Source organism: Leptolyngbya sp. NK1-12 (genome assembly GCF_032598965.1).
Classification (GTDB): Bacteria; Cyanobacteriota; Cyanobacteriia; order Elainellales; family Elainellaceae; genus Elainella.
In genome coordinates, this window is record NZ_CP053586.1 from 2,479,506 (window position 1) to 2,497,035 (window position 17,530).

The 17,530-nt window shown below is 52.2% G+C and carries 11 protein-coding genes; 5 read left to right on the forward strand and 6 right to left on the reverse strand.

The features are described from left to right. Positions 1–86: 86 nt before the first annotated feature. Positions 87–299, forward strand: coding sequence for a hypothetical protein (locus HJG54_RS10315; protein ID WP_036004377.1), 213 nt, complete (start codon positions 87–89; stop codon positions 297–299). Between the two features lie 167 nt (positions 300–466). On the opposite strand, the gene ctpC is transcribed toward HJG54_RS10315, so the two are convergent. The 4 genes from ctpC to HJG54_RS10335 form a co-directional block, all read right to left on the reverse strand. Next, positions 467–1,762, reverse strand: coding sequence for a carboxyl-terminal processing protease CtpC (gene ctpC, locus HJG54_RS10320; RefSeq protein WP_316434808.1), 1,296 nt, complete (start codon positions 1,760–1,762; stop codon positions 467–469). Between the two features lie 218 nt (positions 1,763–1,980). Next, positions 1,981–3,222 (reverse strand): (E)-4-hydroxy-3-methylbut-2-enyl-diphosphate synthase, encoded by a 1,242-nt coding sequence (ispG, locus tag HJG54_RS10325; RefSeq protein ID WP_316434809.1) that lies wholly within the window; start codon positions 3,220–3,222, stop codon positions 1,981–1,983. Between the two features lie 158 nt (positions 3,223–3,380). After that, positions 3,381–4,118, reverse strand: a complete 738-nt coding sequence (locus HJG54_RS10330) for a Uma2 family endonuclease (protein ID WP_316434810.1) — start codon at positions 4,116–4,118, stop codon at positions 3,381–3,383. 326 nt (positions 4,119–4,444) lie between these two features. Next, positions 4,445–4,639 carry a hypothetical protein gene (locus HJG54_RS10335; RefSeq protein ID WP_316434811.1) on the reverse strand — a complete coding sequence of 65 codons (195 nt, stop codon included), beginning with the start codon at positions 4,637–4,639 and terminating at the stop codon, positions 4,445–4,447. A gap of 413 nt (positions 4,640–5,052) precedes the next feature. On the opposite strand from HJG54_RS10335, the gene HJG54_RS10340 reads away from it, so the two are divergent. After that, positions 5,053–5,379, forward strand: a complete 327-nt coding sequence (locus HJG54_RS10340) for an NACHT C-terminal helical domain 2-containing protein (RefSeq protein WP_420717360.1) — start codon at positions 5,053–5,055, stop codon at positions 5,377–5,379. 101 nt (positions 5,380–5,480) lie between these two features. Then, complete coding sequence (locus HJG54_RS10345; protein ID WP_316434814.1) at positions 5,481–7,511, forward strand: FAD-dependent oxidoreductase; 2,031 nt, start codon at positions 5,481–5,483, stop codon at positions 7,509–7,511. Between the two features lie 2 nt (positions 7,512–7,513). Here the strand turns inward: HJG54_RS10345 and HJG54_RS10350 are convergent, their stop codons facing one another. Next, positions 7,514–9,298, reverse strand: a complete 1,785-nt coding sequence (locus HJG54_RS10350; protein ID WP_316434815.1) for a hypothetical protein — start codon at positions 9,296–9,298, stop codon at positions 7,514–7,516. Positions 9,299–10,582: 1,284 nt separating this feature from the next. Here HJG54_RS10350 and psaA point away from each other — a divergent pair. Continuing rightward, entirely contained in the window at positions 10,583–12,850 is a 2,268-nt protein-coding gene (psaA, locus tag HJG54_RS10355) for a photosystem I core protein PsaA (RefSeq protein ID WP_036004398.1), read from the forward strand. Between the two features lie 185 nt (positions 12,851–13,035). Further along, positions 13,036–15,264 (forward strand): photosystem I core protein PsaB, encoded by a 2,229-nt coding sequence (gene psaB / locus HJG54_RS10360; protein WP_316434816.1) that lies wholly within the window; start codon positions 13,036–13,038, stop codon positions 15,262–15,264. 89 nt (positions 15,265–15,353) lie between these two features. Here the strand turns inward: psaB and HJG54_RS10365 are convergent, their stop codons facing one another. Continuing rightward, the gene (locus tag HJG54_RS10365) at positions 15,354–17,336 is read right to left on the reverse strand and encodes a serine/threonine-protein kinase (protein WP_316434817.1); all 1,983 of its coding nucleotides are present in this window, start codon (positions 17,334–17,336) and stop codon (positions 15,354–15,356) included. Positions 17,337–17,530 lie beyond the last annotated feature (194 nt).

A 17,530-nucleotide genomic window follows, 5' to 3' on the forward strand; every position in this document is an offset into this window, starting at 1 on the left:
ATCAGGATTAAGCCTGGAGGTAGGCCAATTTTTATCCTAAAGTTTTTATACTCCTACTCAGCACCGATTTGGATGGAGAAATTGTGATGGCAGAGACTGAACACAAAACTTGGTACATTTTGAAGCACGCGGATGGTCAGTGCGAAATCACCCAAATTGGCGCTGGGGAGGGCAGTGCTCCGGGTGAAGAAGAGGAAGACAAAGCTCCTCTAGAGCAGTGGGGGCCATTTGCCACCGAGGATGAGGCAATTGCGCGACGAGTGGGCCTGATTCGGTCTGGAAAGTGCTTGCCGGCCTAGATTTTAGCTGAAGCAGATTCGAAATGCTGGCTGTGCTATTAAATCATCTAGAGTCCCCAGTTGCTCAGCCAGTTTTGCGGCATCACAAACAGTAAGTAGGGACTAGGGGAATGTCCTAATCCCTACAGGTAAATAGTTTGCCAAAATTTGCATAAATAGTTCACCGACTATGGAGTGGCCTCTGCCTTGGGACTCTGCCGTGCGGCGGCAATTTGCTGATTCAAGATTTCCAGGGCCTTGACATATTGCAGGTCACCATCGGTGCCGATCTTGTTGCTGACTCCAAACAGCTCTTGGCGCTGCTCATCGGTGAGTTCGATCTTGATGTCGGGTTCAATGCCGGCTTGGTTAATGTCTCGTCCACTGGGAGTGAGGTACTTAGCTACCGTTACAGCTAGACCAGACCCATCGCCCAATCCGCGTACTGACTGCACCAGTCCTTTACCAAAGGTCTTGCTGCCGATCAGCACGGCTCGTTTGTCGTCCTGCAATGCACCAGACAGAATTTCGCTGGCACTCGCTGAACCCCCATCCACCAGGACCACTAGGGGCTTATCGGTCAGGGCGGTACCGTTGGCGCTTTCCTGTTCCGAAATTCCCTGTCGATCAACAGTTGAAACAATCAACCCCTCATCGATCCACATGCGGGCAATATCGATGCTGGCGTAGAGTAAGCCACCTGGATTGATCCGCAGATCGAGCACGTAGCCATCAACTTGCTTAGATTCTAGATCCTCAATCGCGTTACGCATCTCGTCGGCAGCGTTAGCACTGAACTGGGTGAGACGGATATAGCCTACCTTTTCACCTCTAGAACCCTGCTGAATGCTATAGCGAACTGGGTGCAGTTCAATCCGAGCGCGACGTAGATCAAACTCCATCTCCTGCTCGCCTCGACGGATGGTTAGCTTCACCGTAGAGCCTTCCGGACCACGAATCAGGTTGACTGCGGCGTTGGTATCCATGCCTTGAGTGCTTTGCCCATCAATTTCGACGATCACGTCCCGTGCCATAATCCCGGCTTCAAAGGCAGGTGTATCTTCAATCGGCGAGACCACAATCAGCTCTTTGGTTTCTTCGTCCTGCGCTAGCTGAATGCCAACCCCAGTCAGTTCACCTGAGGTGTCGATCTGCATGTTTTTAAATTCTTGCGGATCCATAAAGCGCGTGTAGGGATCGTCTAGCTTGCCTAGCATTTCCCGAATCGCTTCGTAAGCCTCTTCTTTGTTGCTGTAGGCTCGGCCTAAATATTCTTGACGCACAGCTCGCCAGTCTACCTGGTTGAAGGTGGCGTCTACGTAATTGCGGTCAATTAGTTGCCACACTTCGTCAATCAACTCTTTCGGGCTTTCCTGAAAGAAGGCTTGACCCTGGGAGAGGTGCAGCCCTGCTCCCGTAACGGTGACAGCCGTAACAGCCGCCGCTGTGGCACTAAGAACGAGTCCGCGTTTTGTGATCGCCATAACTGTATATCTAGAGGAATAGACTGCAAGGCAAGTACGCCCAATCTAACACAGGCTGACCGAGACAGTGGTAACGAAAATGTCTCAATCTTTTGCAATGGTTTTTGCCATTAGGATAGACCCATTAGTCCTGTTTTGACCGTGTAGGAGTCAGGAGTTAGGAGCCAGGGTTAACTATCATTAGGGAACACTCGTGGGTTATGGGTCAGCTCCTACTTCTAGGCTGGATCCACCCATTTGCCGTCGGATTTAATCAGGTTGATGAGTTCCGCGACTCCCTGATCTTCGGGGACTTTCTTGATTTCTTCCCTCCCCCGATAGAGGGAAATATAGCCCGCCTGTTTGCCAACATAGCCGTAGTCTGCGTCCGCCATTTCGCCCGGACCATTGACAATACAGCCCATTACCGCGATGTTTAGCCCGGTCAAATGACTGGTGGCCTCTCGCACCTTTTGCAGCACTTCTTGCAAATTAAACAACGTGCGGCCACAGGAAGGGCAGGCCACATACTCCACCATCGTCCGTCGCAGCCCCAACGCTTGTAGAATGCCGTAGCAGACCGGAATTTCCTTTTCTGGATCTTCGGTCAGCGAAACGCGGATTGTATCTCCAATCCCTTCGGCCAATAGAGTGCCAATGCCTGCGGTGGACTTGATCCGTCCATATTCGCCGTCTCCAGCTTCAGTCACGCCCAAATGCAGTGGGTAATCCATGCCCAGTTCATCCATCCGCTGCACCATCAGGCGATTGGCGGCAATCATCACTGGCACTTTCGAAGCTTTGAGAGAAATTTCCAGATTATAAAAGTCCAGCTCTTCGCACATCCGGATGAACTCCAACGCCGATTCCACCATGCCTTCAGGAGTATCGCCGTAGGTAAACAGCATGCGTTCGGCCAGCGAGCCGTGATTTACCCCGATGCGCATTGATTTGTTCTGGTCGCGCAAAGAAACTACCAGCGGTTTCAAGGTTTCGCGAATTTTTTCGCCAATTTCGTCAAATTCGGCTTGAGTGTACTCGGTCCGACCGGCGTTGGGCTTCTCGAATACGTACAACCCCGGATTGATCCGCACGTTGTCAACATAATTGGCAACCTCTAGGGCGATTTTCATGCCGTTATGATGCACATCGGCCACGAGCGGAACCGGCTGATAGGTGGTGTAAAGCTGACGACGAATTTCTTCCATTGCTTTGGCGTGGGCCATGCTGGGCACTGTGACGCGGACAATCTCACAGCCGATCTCATGCAGCCGCCGAATCGCCGCCACCGACCCCTCGATATCGAGCGTATCTTCGTTAATCATCGACTGGACGGCGACTGGATGCCCACCGCCAATGGTGATGCTACCCACCGGAACGGGACGGGTTTTGCGGCGATGGATCGTGCCGTCGGTGGCGAGACAAATCGAGGAATTTGTGGAGGCAGATGGAGCTACGACTGGATTGGGAAGAGTTTGCATACCCCGTTCCTTTCAGGTTTGGTTACTAATGGGTTACTAAATTGGCTAAAGCAAGGCTCGATACTAAATATCTTTATTGAGTCCCATATTCCAGAGTGCCATAAGTGGGATCGGTTGGGGAGTGTGCAGGATACAAGGGGATGGGGAGGTGGAGTGATTCACAGGTTTAGGTCTTCGAGGTTGATGCCGCGCTCTTGCAGTCGTTGTAGAAGGGCTTCGCGCTGTTGGCGTTCTTGAGCTAACTGTTGTTCAGCAGATTCGGCTCGCTGTTCAGCAGATTCGGCTCGCTGTTCGGCAGCCTGACGGGCTGTGCTTTCTTGCCGTAGGGCTTGGGCGAGTTCGTCGGGAAGTAGCAGTTTCTCGCCGGTATCGAGACGGTAAAACCCAAGCAGCTTGCCCTCGACCTGGAGCCGCAGGTTTAGAGCTTGACTGCACTGATCTGCAATTCGCAGGTAGCGTCCTTCTTGTAGGCGATACCCCAGCAACTGTCCGTCAATCCAGTCGCCTTTGGGATCGAACAGCCAATATTCTTCGACTTCGAGCTGCTCATAGAGAACCTGTTTGTGGCCGGTGTCTTCCTGCCGAGTGCTGGCCGAGGTAATTTCAAAAATGACTTTAGGAACCTGCCCTTCTTCCCAGATTTTGTAGTTGTCGCGTCCGCCCGGCTCTACATCAAAAATCACCATCACATCGGGCGCAACCCGCAGCTTGGGGAAGCCCTGAGCATAATAAAGAAATTGATTCGCTAATACAGTGGCACGCTGGTCTTGCAAATACTGCCGCAGCACTTCCAGAATCGTCAGAATGGCATAGAGGTGATCGAAGGTTTCAGCCACGGGTTCTCTATCGGAGCTGGGATAAACTAGCGTATCCGCAGAAGAGGTGATTGCAGTCATGGCGTTGGTCCCGGTGTAGGGATTCCGGTGATGAAGCCGACAATTTTGAGAATAGCACAGGTGTTCTAGCTGGATTGAACGCCCTACAGCAATTTTGGGCACCTCTAAAATTTGCGTATCCATTCCAGTGAAGGTTTGCGCTGTGCTCTAACGCAGTCTTGTAGATAAAGGTTGATCAGGCTTTGCTAAGAAATGCCCGTTGCGGTTGCCAGGTTCTTGAAGTATTCGATCACTCCTGCTTCTAATCGAATCGTTACTTGCTGCTTTAGTTTTTTGACATAGGGATTTTTGACAGATTGGGAGAAATCGTAGGGGTCGTGTCTTTACTATTCCTTAGTCTTAAATAGTTCGAGCAGTTTGCTGTCGAGCAGGCGAAAGATCGCTTCGGTGCCTTTGTTCCAAGTGGCGTTGCAGGTGTCAAAGATGCGGGTTTGCTCTGGAGTAAGCGTTGCTTTGTTGGCCAGCCAGAGGCAGGTGCTACCGGAAAGCAGGATGTAGCCGTTGGTCGTGAGGAAGATCATCAGGAAGCTGTGAAAGAGAGTGCGAAAGGAGAGCCAGATCTACTAACGTATTGCGATTGGTTGGTGGGGGCAAAGCATTCGGGCGACAATCCTTTGATCAATTTTAGATATCTCTGATCCGAATGCTTTGCCCTTACGGGGGGCGTGCAAGCACGAGGTTGCCGATTTTGATGATGAGCAGATTCGGACGTTTGCTCAAAAGTGGTTTGGTGGGAAAGGGGATGCAGACCGAGCCAAGCTGTTTGTTGAGAAGCTATAAGAAAACGAACGCATTAAGGAGCTGGCAACCAGCCCGCTGCTGACACTGCTATGTTTGATGTTTGAGGATACGACTAATTTTCCGGCGAATCGCCCTGAACTCTACAAGGAAGGCTTGGATGTACTACTGAAGAAATGGGACGGTAAACGCAAAATTGAACCGCCAGCCACAGGATTTGAGAAATCAATCCCCTGATATGTCTTGGGAGAAGCGAGATGAATTTAAGCAATGGTGGACAACGAACGGCTCGGTTTGGAGAGAACAACTGCGAGCTGTAACGATTGAACATCGCAACATTGGTCACGACTGGCCGTTCAATCAGGAGCAAAAAGAATTGCTGAACCAGTATTATGATGCGAACCTGCTGTTGGTTGATTGCCTGAACAGTGACTGCTATGTTAGTCGAGAAGTTAGAGAGAAAATTGAAGCGACGTTGTTGTTGCCGTTGCCCCCTAAATCTCCCAGTCCTGGGGGACTTTGAAGAGATAAGCTGGTGATTAAAATTGAGAAATGATTTCGATAAAAGCAGCCTGACAACTGCCATCAACGCTATGATATTCTGGGCGTGTTTTAGCTGAGAAGATGACGTTCAAACTTGCGTTCAAATTCAAGCTGGTGTTGGCGGTGCTGCTGGCTTCGGGACTGGCTTCGGTGGCTGCTCCAGTTCAGGCGAATCCAACCATTGATGAAGCCGTGGAATGCGATTTGCTGGTTGCTGGAGGCGGTCTGGCTGGAGCTGCGACGGCCTATGAGAGCCTGCTGGCGGGCCGCACCGTTTGCCTGACCGAAATTACCGATTGGGTGGGGGGGCAGATTTCCTCCCAGGGCACTTCTGCCCTAGACGAGCGCACTACCCAACGCGAGCAAGACTTCTTTCCCAGAGGGTACAAAGAATTTACCCAGCGCCTGCGGCAAGCCTACCAGCAAGAGGATCCGGGCGACTGCTGGGTGAGCGTGTTTTGCTTTTTGCCTAGCGATGGGCATGCGATTTTGTTTGACATGCTGCAAGATGCGGAAAAGCGAGGCAACGGTAAGCTGCACTGGTTCCCGAACACCGTGGTGAAGGACCTGGATCTAGATGAATCTGGGACGCAAATTCAGAGCGCAATCGCGATTCAGCATCAGCCTGCACCCGGTACACCGCCGCTCAACACCGAACCCTTGTCCGCCACGATCGAAGATGCCTATCGGTTTGAGGATAGCGCTCGCTTCAGCAAGACCGTGATTCAGTTCATGCCAAACGGACGGGAAAAAACCGCAGCCTCAGCAACGCTGACCTTGCCTTGGTATGTGATTGACGCCACCGAAACCGGCGAATTGGTGGCTTTGGCGGATGTGCCCTATCGAGTCGGGATTGATCCGCTGACGCATTATGATCCGTCTTCTGCAAGTGAGTCAGGCGACCCCTACTGTACCCAGGGCTACACCTACACGTTTGCGATGGAAGCTACAGCGGATCCCCAACCGCAGGTTAAGCCAGAATTCTATGAGCAGTACGCGCCCTACTACAGCTACGAGCGGCAAAACCTGGCCAGTTTCAATATTTTGTTCACCTATCGCCGCATTTTCAGCCCAGAACCGCGCCCAGCTCAGCAGGTGTTTGGTGTCTCGCTGCCCCATCCCGGCGATATTTCGATGCAGAACTGGACTTGGGGCAACGATTATCGACCCGGTACGGCAGCAGATAACCTGATTCTGACCCATGACCAACTGGAAGCTGCTGGGCAACTGGCAGCGGGCGGTTGGCTAGGCGGACTGCGGGTGGAAAGTTTGCGGCGGGCAGAGGAAGCGGCGCTAGGCTTTTATTACTGGCTAGTGGCGGGCACTACCGATTCGCAGCTCGGCGATGGCGTCAAGCAACCCCAGCCCAACAATCGGCTATTGACCGGCTTAGATTCGCCGATGGGAACGGTGCATGGCCTGTCGAAGTATCCCTACATGCGGGAAGTCCGGCGGATTATTGGTCGTCCCAGTCCGGGCTATGCAAGTGGCTTCACGATTGGCGAAACCGATGTCAGCCGCAATGACTACACCGATCCGCATTATCAAACTCTGGCACCTGAGATGTATCGCAATTTGGGAATTTCGCTGAGTGGGCTAGAGGCGATTGCTCGGATCCGCAGTCGCGAAACCCCGGATCCAGTCAGGCTGCGAGCGCGCTCGCGGATTTACCCCGATTCGGTGGGGGTTGGGCATTACAACATCGATTTCCATCCCTGCATGGCGCTGAGTCCGCCGGAACGACCCGGCAATTACGAATATCCAGGCGTGCGGCAAGGGCAAGGCGAAACCTATCCGTTCCAAATTCCGCTCAGGGCGATGATTCCCCAACGCATCGATAATTTTCTGATTGCGGGTAAGAGCATTGCTACGAGCTATATCGCTGCTGCTGCCTACCGAGTCCATTCGTTTGAGTGGTCGGCTGGAGCGGCGGCTGGAGTCTTGGTAGACTTTGCTCTTGATCAGGGAATTGCCCCCTACGAGCTAGTGGATGAGTTGCCTCGCCGGGAGCCAGATTTGGAAGCGCTACAGCAACGCCTGCTCGTCACCCGCAATCCCTTTGCCTTTCCCGGTACGTCGATTTTTAATCTGGACTGGGAAGAGTGGCAGTAATCTTACTGTGGATCACTCAACCCATCTTCGGTTGGCACGAGAGGACGGGCTTCACTATCGCTATTCGGCAGCTCTAGATCCTCAGACAGGGGCGATAGAAGGGGGAGTTTGGTGCTGCTAGGCTGTTTGCGCAGCCCTTCAAAAAAGCCTTTGACGCGATCCAATGCGCTGAATAGATCGGGGACAACCGGAGCTTGAGTTTGTCCAGGGTCGATCTCTGCCGCTGGAACAACCGGAGCCATAATTGGCTCTGACAGAATTAGAGGATCCAAACTAGTTTCAAGTTGAGGTTCCGCCAGTGGTGCGGGTACAGATTGGACTGGACTTGGCTTGACTTTAATAGCCGGTGTGGGCATTTCGAGCTGGGTTGGCAAGGGCTGCACACTTGAGTTCGTCAACTCCTCGACTTTTTCTTCCACAGCTTCTAACCGTTCTTGCAGGCTATCTGGAGTAGCTGACTCGTGCTCCAATGCAGGAGACGGTTCTGGCTCGGCTGGTGTTTGAATTGGTATCTTAGCGGGTCTTCTAGCCGGTGTTCTGAAGGAAGGGCGTTCGAGGGCTTCTGTGCCATCTGCTCCACTTGAAGGAACAGGTTGCGGCACAAGCTTCAGCGATGGCGGCATAAAGTTGGGATTGGCCGCAGGCTCCGGCACCACCTTCAACGGTGGAAGAGCTGGGCTAGAAGATTCAGGAGCCTCAGTTGGTTGGGGTATTAGTTCCAGGGAAGGCACCGTCACAGATTCGGGCAGAGATTCGGGCAGAGATTCGGACGCTGCTGGTGCTTCTATGTCTGATTCAGGTTCTGGCTGGATGGGAGATTCCTTCGCGGTTTCAGCTTCCGGCTCGGTTGGTTCAATCGGTGCAGTTGGTTCAGTCGCGGATTCTGGTGCGAGCAACTCAGGTGGCATCGATTCTGGTTCCGGCTCGGTTAGATCGGTCTCTACGTCTGGTTCCAGGATAATTTCTGGTTCGGGTGGCGGTGGCACATAGTTGGGGTTGACAATCTTGCGAGCGGCATCAGCAGTCAATTCGCCGCGAGTCAATTGGGCTAGGGTGTCAGAGCCACCGGGTTCGTAGGTGACCACCTGCACCGTGTTGTTGAACACATTGGAAATCGGATTGCCATTTTCGTCGAGGAGTTCCAGCTGCACCCAGTTTTTGCCTGGTTTCAAGCCTTTCAGGTAGATTGGCTCCCAGCGATCAAACGTGAAACTTTCGCCGTTAATAGTGCAGCGGATTTCCCAATCGGGAATGGCATCCTGGGTATCTTCACGCGCGACCAGATGCAGCGGTGCATTGGTTAAGTAAAAGTCGAGCAGCACTGGCTCGGCACCGTAGGTGTCCTGCGGGTAGTTATAGGTCAGGAGCGGTTTTTTCGGATCCGGGTTATTTTCGGGCGTCTGGGTAAAGACGTGAAATGTAGTTAGGGCAAAGGCTCCCTCGTTTTTGAAGCTTTCGTGCCAGGGACGCACGGCAAAGACGCGCAGCGTGTGAGTACCTGGAGTCAGATTTTCAAGCTTTAGCGGTTCGCTGGTATCAAACACCTGGGTGTAGGGCTGATTGTCGAGCAGCACCTGCAAATACGGACCCAGCTCCAGCGCTTCGTCTTTGAACAGAGTCAAATCGTTGACCTGCAATCGCACTTCAACCTCGGTGTCTTCCAGCACCTGGTTAGGGCGCGGACTCAAAATTTTCACCTGCGGCTGGTAGATCTCCAGATCCTGCTTCAGATTTTGAATGGCGAAGGGCGGCGATACTTCAGTTAACCGAGTCCGTGTAGGTTTCAAGCCAGCCTTTGCGCCGCTTCTCTCCGAGGGTGGGCTACAGCTTGTTACACCCCACGCCAAGACAGCTATTAACAAAACAGCCAGTATCCTTTGTAATGGCCTTTCTTGTAACCACTTTTGCCAGTTCATCCCCAACACGTCGCACACTCCTGAGCCTGCTGGCTGCTCAAACGTCGAAAGATCTGTTCCTAGGGAACTATATCAGGATCAGAAACCGGATCGTAGATGCTTTGAACGCCATCAACGCCATGATTCATCTAACTTAATTCTGCAATCTCAGAAACGCTTTGTACCTTGCATCACCTGACTAATCCGGTAAACTCACAAGTGAGCATTGCTGGAGTTGAACTTAGTCCTCTGAAATCTAAGTGCTAAACGAAGGGGATAACATGCTGAATGATTCCTCTCCTAATTCATCTTTAGAAATGGTCATTCACCCGAACTGAACAGATGGGTTACCGCATCAGTGCCGTACTGATGGGGGCACTGACCTGCTGGTTGATTGCGGCCGTTTCTGGAGGACTGTTTAGATGGTCTGCGGATGTGTTACGTGCATGATTGATTTTGGGAGTACCGTTAGGACTATTTGTCGGAATCTTTATTCACCGTTTGCTGCTGGAACGTTTGCTGCTGGAACATTTTGCTCACGGTATTCACGAGTCGTGTATTTGCGAAAGTTAATAATAATTCTAATGTGAACTCTAGTGAAGAAGATCTTGAGAAACGTACTCTTCTATGCTTGTTGAAAATCGATTTATCTCTATCAAAGACCTGGAGTATCTCTAGGTCAATTGCTAATTTTGCTCTAAAGACTAAAATTCGCTTAAATTTCAAAACCAATCTGGACAATGCATCGAACAGGTGCATTGTCCAGATATTTTCTATGATTGCAATCAATAATTTCGATTTGTAAATTATCGTCAATCGTTAGGATATTTTTTGCTGATGATCTGCTTGAAAGGCCGATGAATCAAGCGTTTCTCACTTTAATTATTGTTAACCTGCGCAAAGAGGGCCGAAATACAGTTCTATAATGCTCGCAGTACCTCACCAAGCCATTCTGATTGCTCGGTTTAAGCAAATCTCAGACTAGGCAATCGTTTTGGTGAGTTCCCTCCAGCGAGATTGGGCAAAGTCTAGATTGTTCAGACGCTCCCATCTGGTCTGATTCCGCCTCGTTCTATTAAGTCATCTGCATATCTTGCTGATGCGCCGGTAGGGAACGATTCAAGTGAGCTTGGGTGGGACTACTCGTTTCCTTGTCTAGAGAGAGGAGAGTCTCTAATGACAACTACTTCGCGGGAGCGAGAGGCAGCAACACCAAAGGCCAGAGTCGTCGTTGATAAGGATCCCGTGCCAACTTCTTTTGAGAAGTGGGCGCAACCGGGTCACTTTGACCGTACCTTAGCTAAAGGTCCGAAAACGACAACCTGGATTTGGAACCTGCATGCTGACGCTCACGATTTCGATAGTCATACCAGTGACCTAGAAGATATATCCCGTAAGATCTTCAGCGCTCACTTCGGTCACTTAGCCGTTGTTTTTGTCTGGCTAAGCGGCATGTACTTCCACGGCGCTAAGTTTTCAAACTATGAAGCTTGGCTGGCTGACCCCCTGCACATCAAACCGAGTGCCCAGGTGGTTTGGCCCATTGTTGGTCAAGAAATTTTGAATGGAGATGTTGGCGGTGGCTTCCACGGCATCCAGGTAACCTCTGGATTCTTCCAATTGTGGCGGGCTGCCGGTATCACAAACGAATTTCAGCTCTACTGCACAGCAATCGGCGGTCTCGTTATGGCTGGTTTGATGCTGTTCGCAGGCTGGTTCCATTACCATAAGCGTGCTCCAAAGCTGGAATGGTTCCAAAATGTGGAGTCCATGTTGAACCATCACTTGGCAGGGCTGCTGGGTCTGGGTTCCCTGTCTTGGGCAGGCCACCAGATTCATGTCTCGCTGCCAATCAACAAAATGTTGGATGCAGGCGTGGCTGTTAAGGATATTCCCTTACCCCACGAATTCATCCTCAACAAGTCGTTGATGGTTGATCTCTACCCCAGCTTTGCTCAGGGTTTGACCCCATTCTTTACCCTCAACTGGGGCGCATACGCTGATTTCCTTACCTTTAAGGGTGGCCTCAACCCGGTGACGGGCGGCCTCTGGCTATCGGATACAGCCCATCACCATTTGGCGATTGCGGTGCTGTTCTTGATTGCTGGTCACATGTATCGCACCAACTGGGGCATTGGCCACAGCATCAAGGAAATTCTGGAGAACCACAAGGGTCCCTTCACTGGTGAGGGTCACAAAGGTCTCTACGAGATCCTCACGACTTCTTGGCACGCGCAGTTGGCCATCAACTTGGCTCTGCTGGGTTCCTTGACCATCATCGTGGCCCAGCACATGTACTCGATGCCTCCCTACCCCTATCTGGCAACGGATTATCCGACTCAGTTGTCCATCTTCACGCACCACATGTGGATTGGTGGCTTCCTGATCGTTGGGGCAGGTGCGCATGGTGCCATCTTCATGGTGCGGGATTACGATCCGGCCAAGAACGTGAATAACCTGTTGGATCGGGTGATTCGTCATCGCGATGCCATCATCTCTCACCTCAACTGGGTGTGCATTTTCCTAGGCTTCCACAGCTTTGGTCTGTACATCCACAATGACACGATGCGGGCGTTGGGCCGTCCTCAAGACATGTTCTCGGATACGGCGATCCAGCTCCAGCCGGTGTTTGCTCAGTGGATTCAAAACATCCATACCCTAGCCCCTGGCAACACTGCTCCGAATGCTTTGGCTCCTGCTAGCTTTGCCTTCGGTGGTGATGTAGTTGCAGTCGGTGGCAAGGTCGCCATGATGCCGATCGCGCTAGGTACGGCAGACTTCATGGTGCACCACATCCATGCCTTCACGATCCATGTGACGGTGTTGATTCTGCTCAAGGGCGTGCTGTTTGCCCGTAGCTCGCGTCTGATTCCAGACAAGGCAAATCTGGGCTTCCGCTTCCCCTGCGATGGTCCGGGACGGGGTGGCACCTGCCAGGTTTCTGGTTGGGACCATGTCTTCCTGGGACTGTTCTGGATGTACAACTCCCTTTCGGTGGCAATTTTCCACTTCAGTTGGAAGATGCAATCGGATGTGTGGGGTACGGTGAACGCAGACGGTACGATCTCTCACATCACGGGCGGTAACTTCGCTCAAAGCGCTATTACCATCAACGGCTGGTTGCGCGACTTCTTGTGGGCACAAGCAGCTCAAGTGATTGGCTCCTATGGTTCAGCTCTGTCTGCCTATGGCATTCTGTTCCTGGGTGCGCACTTCGTCTGGGCCTTTAGCTTGATGTTCCTGTTCAGCGGTCGCGGCTACTGGCAAGAGCTGATCGAATCGATCGTTTGGGCACACAATAAACTGAGAGTGGCTCCTGCGATTCAACCTCGCGCTCTGAGCATTGTTCAGGGCCGTGCGGTGGGTGTCGCTCACTACCTCCTGGGAGGAATTGTTACGACCTGGTCGTTCTTCCTAGCCCGGATCATTGCAGTAGGCGGCTAGTTGCTTTGCTTCTTCTCTCTAGATGCTGGACGGTGGATTCTAGGCCATAGCCGACGATAAGATTTTCCACTGAAAATCAAAAGCAAATCGATAGGATGTGGTCTAGGTCCATCCTTTCCAGTCCGGTAGACTAGAGGCTGAACTCTGAAACGCTACTAGCTAATTGAGAACTTCAATTAGGACTTATGGCAACTAAATTCCCCAAATTTAGCCAAGGTCTGGCACAGGATCCAACCACAAGGCGGATCTGGTACGGGATTGCCACAGCCCACGACTTTGAAAGCCATGATGGCATGACCGAAGAGAATCTTTACCAAAAGATTTTTGCTTCGCACTTCGGTCATCTGGCAATCATCTTCCTCTGGACATCCGGCAACCTGTTCCATGTCGCTTGGCAAGGCAACTTCGAGCAGTGGATCAAAGATCCGCTCAACACTCGCCCGATCGCCCATGCGATTTGGGATCCTCACTTTGGTCAAGCCGCGGTAGATGCCTTCACTCGTGCAGGCGCGTCCTACCCGGTGAACATCACCTACTCTGGGATCTATCACTGGTGGTATACCCAGGGCATGCGGACGAATGGCGACCTCTACATGGGTTCCATCTTCTTGCTGATCCTGGCTGCCGTGATGCTGTTTGCAGGCTGGTTACACCTCCAGCCCAAGTTTCGTCCCAGCTTGTCCTGGTTCAAGAACGCTGAATCTCGCCTCAACCACCACCTGGCTGGTCTGTTTGGCGTCAGCTCCTTGGCTTGGGCTGGTCACCTGATTCACGTGGCCATTCCTGAGTCGCGCGGTCAGCATGTGGGCTGGGATAACTTCCTGTCTACGCCGCCTCACCCCGCTGGTTTAGCTCCTTTCTTTACCGGCAACTGGGGCGTCTATGCAGAGAACCCGGATACGGCTAACCATGTGTTTGGCACGGCTCAAGGGGCAGGAACTGCAATCCTCACCTTCTTGGGTGGCTTCCATCCCCAAACTGAGTCCCTCTGGCTGACGGACATGGCGCATCACCATCTGGCGATCGCAGTTCTGTTCATTATTGCAGGACACATGTACCGCACCAACTTCGGAATCGGTCACAACATTAAAGAAATGTTGGATTCCAAGAAGGGGCTGTTTGGTGGCACGAGTGAAGGTCAGTTCAACCTGCCTCACCAAGGCATGTATGACACCTACAACAACTCGTTGCACTTCCAATTGGGTTGGCACCTAGCTTGTTTAGGGGTGATTACCTCCCTGGTTGCTCAACACATGTACTCTTTGCCGCCCTATGCTTTCATGGCAAGGGATTACACAACCCAAGCGGCACTCTATACCCATCACCAGTACATTGCTGGCTTCATTATGGTGGGTGCGTTTGCTCACGGTGCGATCTTCCTGGTGCGGGATTACGATCCTGTGCTGAATAAGGGCAATGTGTTAGCTCGCTGCTTGGATCACAAAGAGGCCATTATCTCTCACCTGAGCTGGGTGTCTCTGTTCTTGGGCTTCCACACCCTTGGTCTGTACGTCCACAACGACGTCGTCAATGCCTTTGGCACGCCTGAAAAGCAAATCCTGATTGAGCCGGTGTTCGCCCAGTTCATTCAAGCTTCTCACGGTAAGCTGCTGTATGGCTTTGATACGCTGCTCTCTAACCCAGACAGCATTGCTTCTACCGCTTGGCCGAATCACGGTAACGTGTGGTTGCCCGGTTGGTTGGATGCAATTAATAGCGGCACCAACTCGCTGTTCTTGACCATTGGTCCTGGCGACTTCCTGGTCCACCACGCGATTGCGCTGGGTCTGCATACTACGACGCTGATCCTGGTGAAGGGCGCGTTGGATGCTCGCGGCTCGAAGCTGATGCCCGACAAGAAAGACTTCGGCTATGCCTTCCCTTGTGATGGCCCTGGCCGGGGCGGCACCTGCGATATCTCTGCTTGGGATTCCTTCTACCTCGCCATGTTCTGGATGCTCAACACCATCGGTTGGGTCACCTTCTACTGGCACTGGAAGCACCTGGGTGTTTGGCAGGGCAACGTGGCTCAGTTCAACGAGTCTTCGACCTACTTGATGGGTTGGTTGCGTGACTACCTGTGGTTGAACTCTGCTCAGCTGATCAATGGTTACAACCCCTATGGCATGAATGCTCTGGCGGTTTGGTCTTGGATGTTCCTGTTTGGCCACCTGGTTTGGGCAACGGGCTTCATGTTCCTGATCTCCTGGCGGGGTTACTGGCAAGAGCTGATCGAGACGCTGGTATGGGCGCATGAGCGCACGCCTCTGGCGAACCTGGTTCGTTGGAAGGACAAGCCGGTTGCTCTTTCGATCGTGCAAGCTCGTTTGGTTGGTTTGGCTCACTTCACGGTGGGTTACATCCTCACCTATGCCGCCTTCCTGATTGCCTCAACCGCAAGTCGGTACGGTTGATCGGATCGAGCTGTAGATCTAGTTAACTAATTAAGTCCCCTACCTACGGGTGGGGGATTTTTGTTGAGGGTGTTGAGGTGGGAAACCAGCTAGTCCTGCTGCCAGATGCGAATTGCCTCATCAGCACTGCCGCTTACCAGCAGTTCACCATCAGGACTGAAGGCAATGACTCTGACGCTCCAACCGTGACGTAGTGTGGCTAGGCGCTGCCCGGTCCAAATATCCCACAGCTTAACCGTGCCATCTTCACTGCTGCTGGCGAATTGATTGGTTTTGGGACGCACGGCCAAACGATGGATGCGCTGACGATGAGCCGCAATCAACTTCTGCTGTTGGCCGGTATTGAGATTCCAAAGCTTGATCAGTTTGTCTGTACCGCCGCTAATTAGTGTGCTGCTGCTCAAGGCAATGGCGCTCACTGGTTCTGTATGGGCTTTGAGGGTAGTCAGCAACCGATCGTCGCTGAGATCCCATTGGCTAATTGTTTTGCCATTGGTGCTCCAAACGGTCTGCCCCCAGGCATCGATGGCTAAGTCCAGAATGGGCTGTTGAAGCTGGGCAATCGTGGCAATCAGGGCTTCGGTTTCTAAATCCCAGAGCTGTATCAAACCATCGTCGCTGCCGCTAACTAGGAGCGGCTCAGTTGGGCTAAGAGCAAGCGCCGATACGCCCCAGCCATGACTCGGCAAACTGCTGAATAACTCGCCTGTTTCGAGGTCCCATTGCTTGATTGTGCCGTCCGCACTGCTGCTGATTAAAACCCTGCTGTTGGGGCTAAAGATCAAAGCCGTAATGGTATCCTGATGACCTTGAGAATGCCGAAACGAACGCCCCGTCCAGGTGTAGAGCAACTCCCCTGTCTCTAAACTCCAGAGCTGAATGGTTTTGTCGGCACTGCCGCTGGCAATTAATTCACTGTCCGGACTCACGGCGAGCGCTGTGATTTCTCCCTGATGCCCCGTCAAGGTTTGCACGCAGCGCCATGTTTCAATCGATGGGCGAGGCAATGAAGTTGTAGAACCACCTGCCGCTACCGACGTTGACGACGCCTGCACGGTTGCTTCTAGACGCAAATCTTGGAGAACGGCTGTCGCGTTATCGTAGCGTTGGCTGGTGGCCCGTTGCAGTAGCTTATCCAATACTCGACGCAGTTCCAGACTGATTGGCTGGGTCAAATATTGTCGCCAAACCCAGCCATCCTCACTAATCGAATACAAGTCGAATGGATGCACTCCTGTCAGCAAATGAACGCAGGTGACGCCCAAACTATAGAGATCGCTAGCAAACGTCGCCTTGCCCATCGCCTGCTCAGGTGCGGCATAGCCGGCGCTGCCGATCGTTGTTCCGGTCTGGGTAAGGACCGTTTCGCTGAGAGACTTAGCGGCTCCAAAGTCAACCAAAACAAACTGCTCGCCTCGGCTCGGCCAGATGATATTAGCGGGTTTGATATCTCGATGCACCACCTGCTGGCTGTGAATGAAGCGCAGCACCGGCAGCAGATCGGCGAGCAGCTTGCGAATTTGAGCCTCGCTGAACACGCTCTGAGTTGCCAGCACCTGCTCCAGATTCTGGCCAGGAATAAATTCCTGCACTAGATAAAGCGCCGTTTCCTGCTCGAAGTGGGCTAACAGCTTTGGGATCTGCGGATGCTGCCCCAATTTAGCAAGTTGGGCAACCTCCTGTTGAAATAGGCGAGTGCTCTCACGCAGGTTGTTTTGCAGCGGCAAAAGCTGCTTGATGATACAGAATGCTGGCTTTACCGCATCTCTAGTCTGTAGGTTTCGTGTTGCTGCAATATCTTCGCTCCAGCCATTAATCTCACCTTGGTTGAGCTGATCCTGATTTATCTCCTGATTTATCTCCTGATTTATCAACGTGTCATCAGCTTGCTGAGTAGTCTGATTATTCGCCCGATCAATTGCTAGGAAAGTGCGACCAAATCCTCCCTGCCCGATCAGCTTCACCGCCTGAAATCGATCGCCCAACTGTAGTAGATGACCACAGGTTTGACAAAAGACGGCATCATCTGGATTAACAGGCTTGGTACAGGTTGGATTGAGGCAAACAATCATCAGCTAGGAGACCGGGGTTGAGGCCAGAGGTAGCCAGGATGCTAGCAGGAGATGCCAAATCATGGCCAAATACTACTCCTGTCCTGCTTTACCTATCTTAAACAACAGGTCAAACCAACCTGCTGGTAAAAAATTTGCCAAAAACCTGCTGGTAAAAAGTTTGCCCAAAAAGGTCTAAATGCTGAAAGCAAATT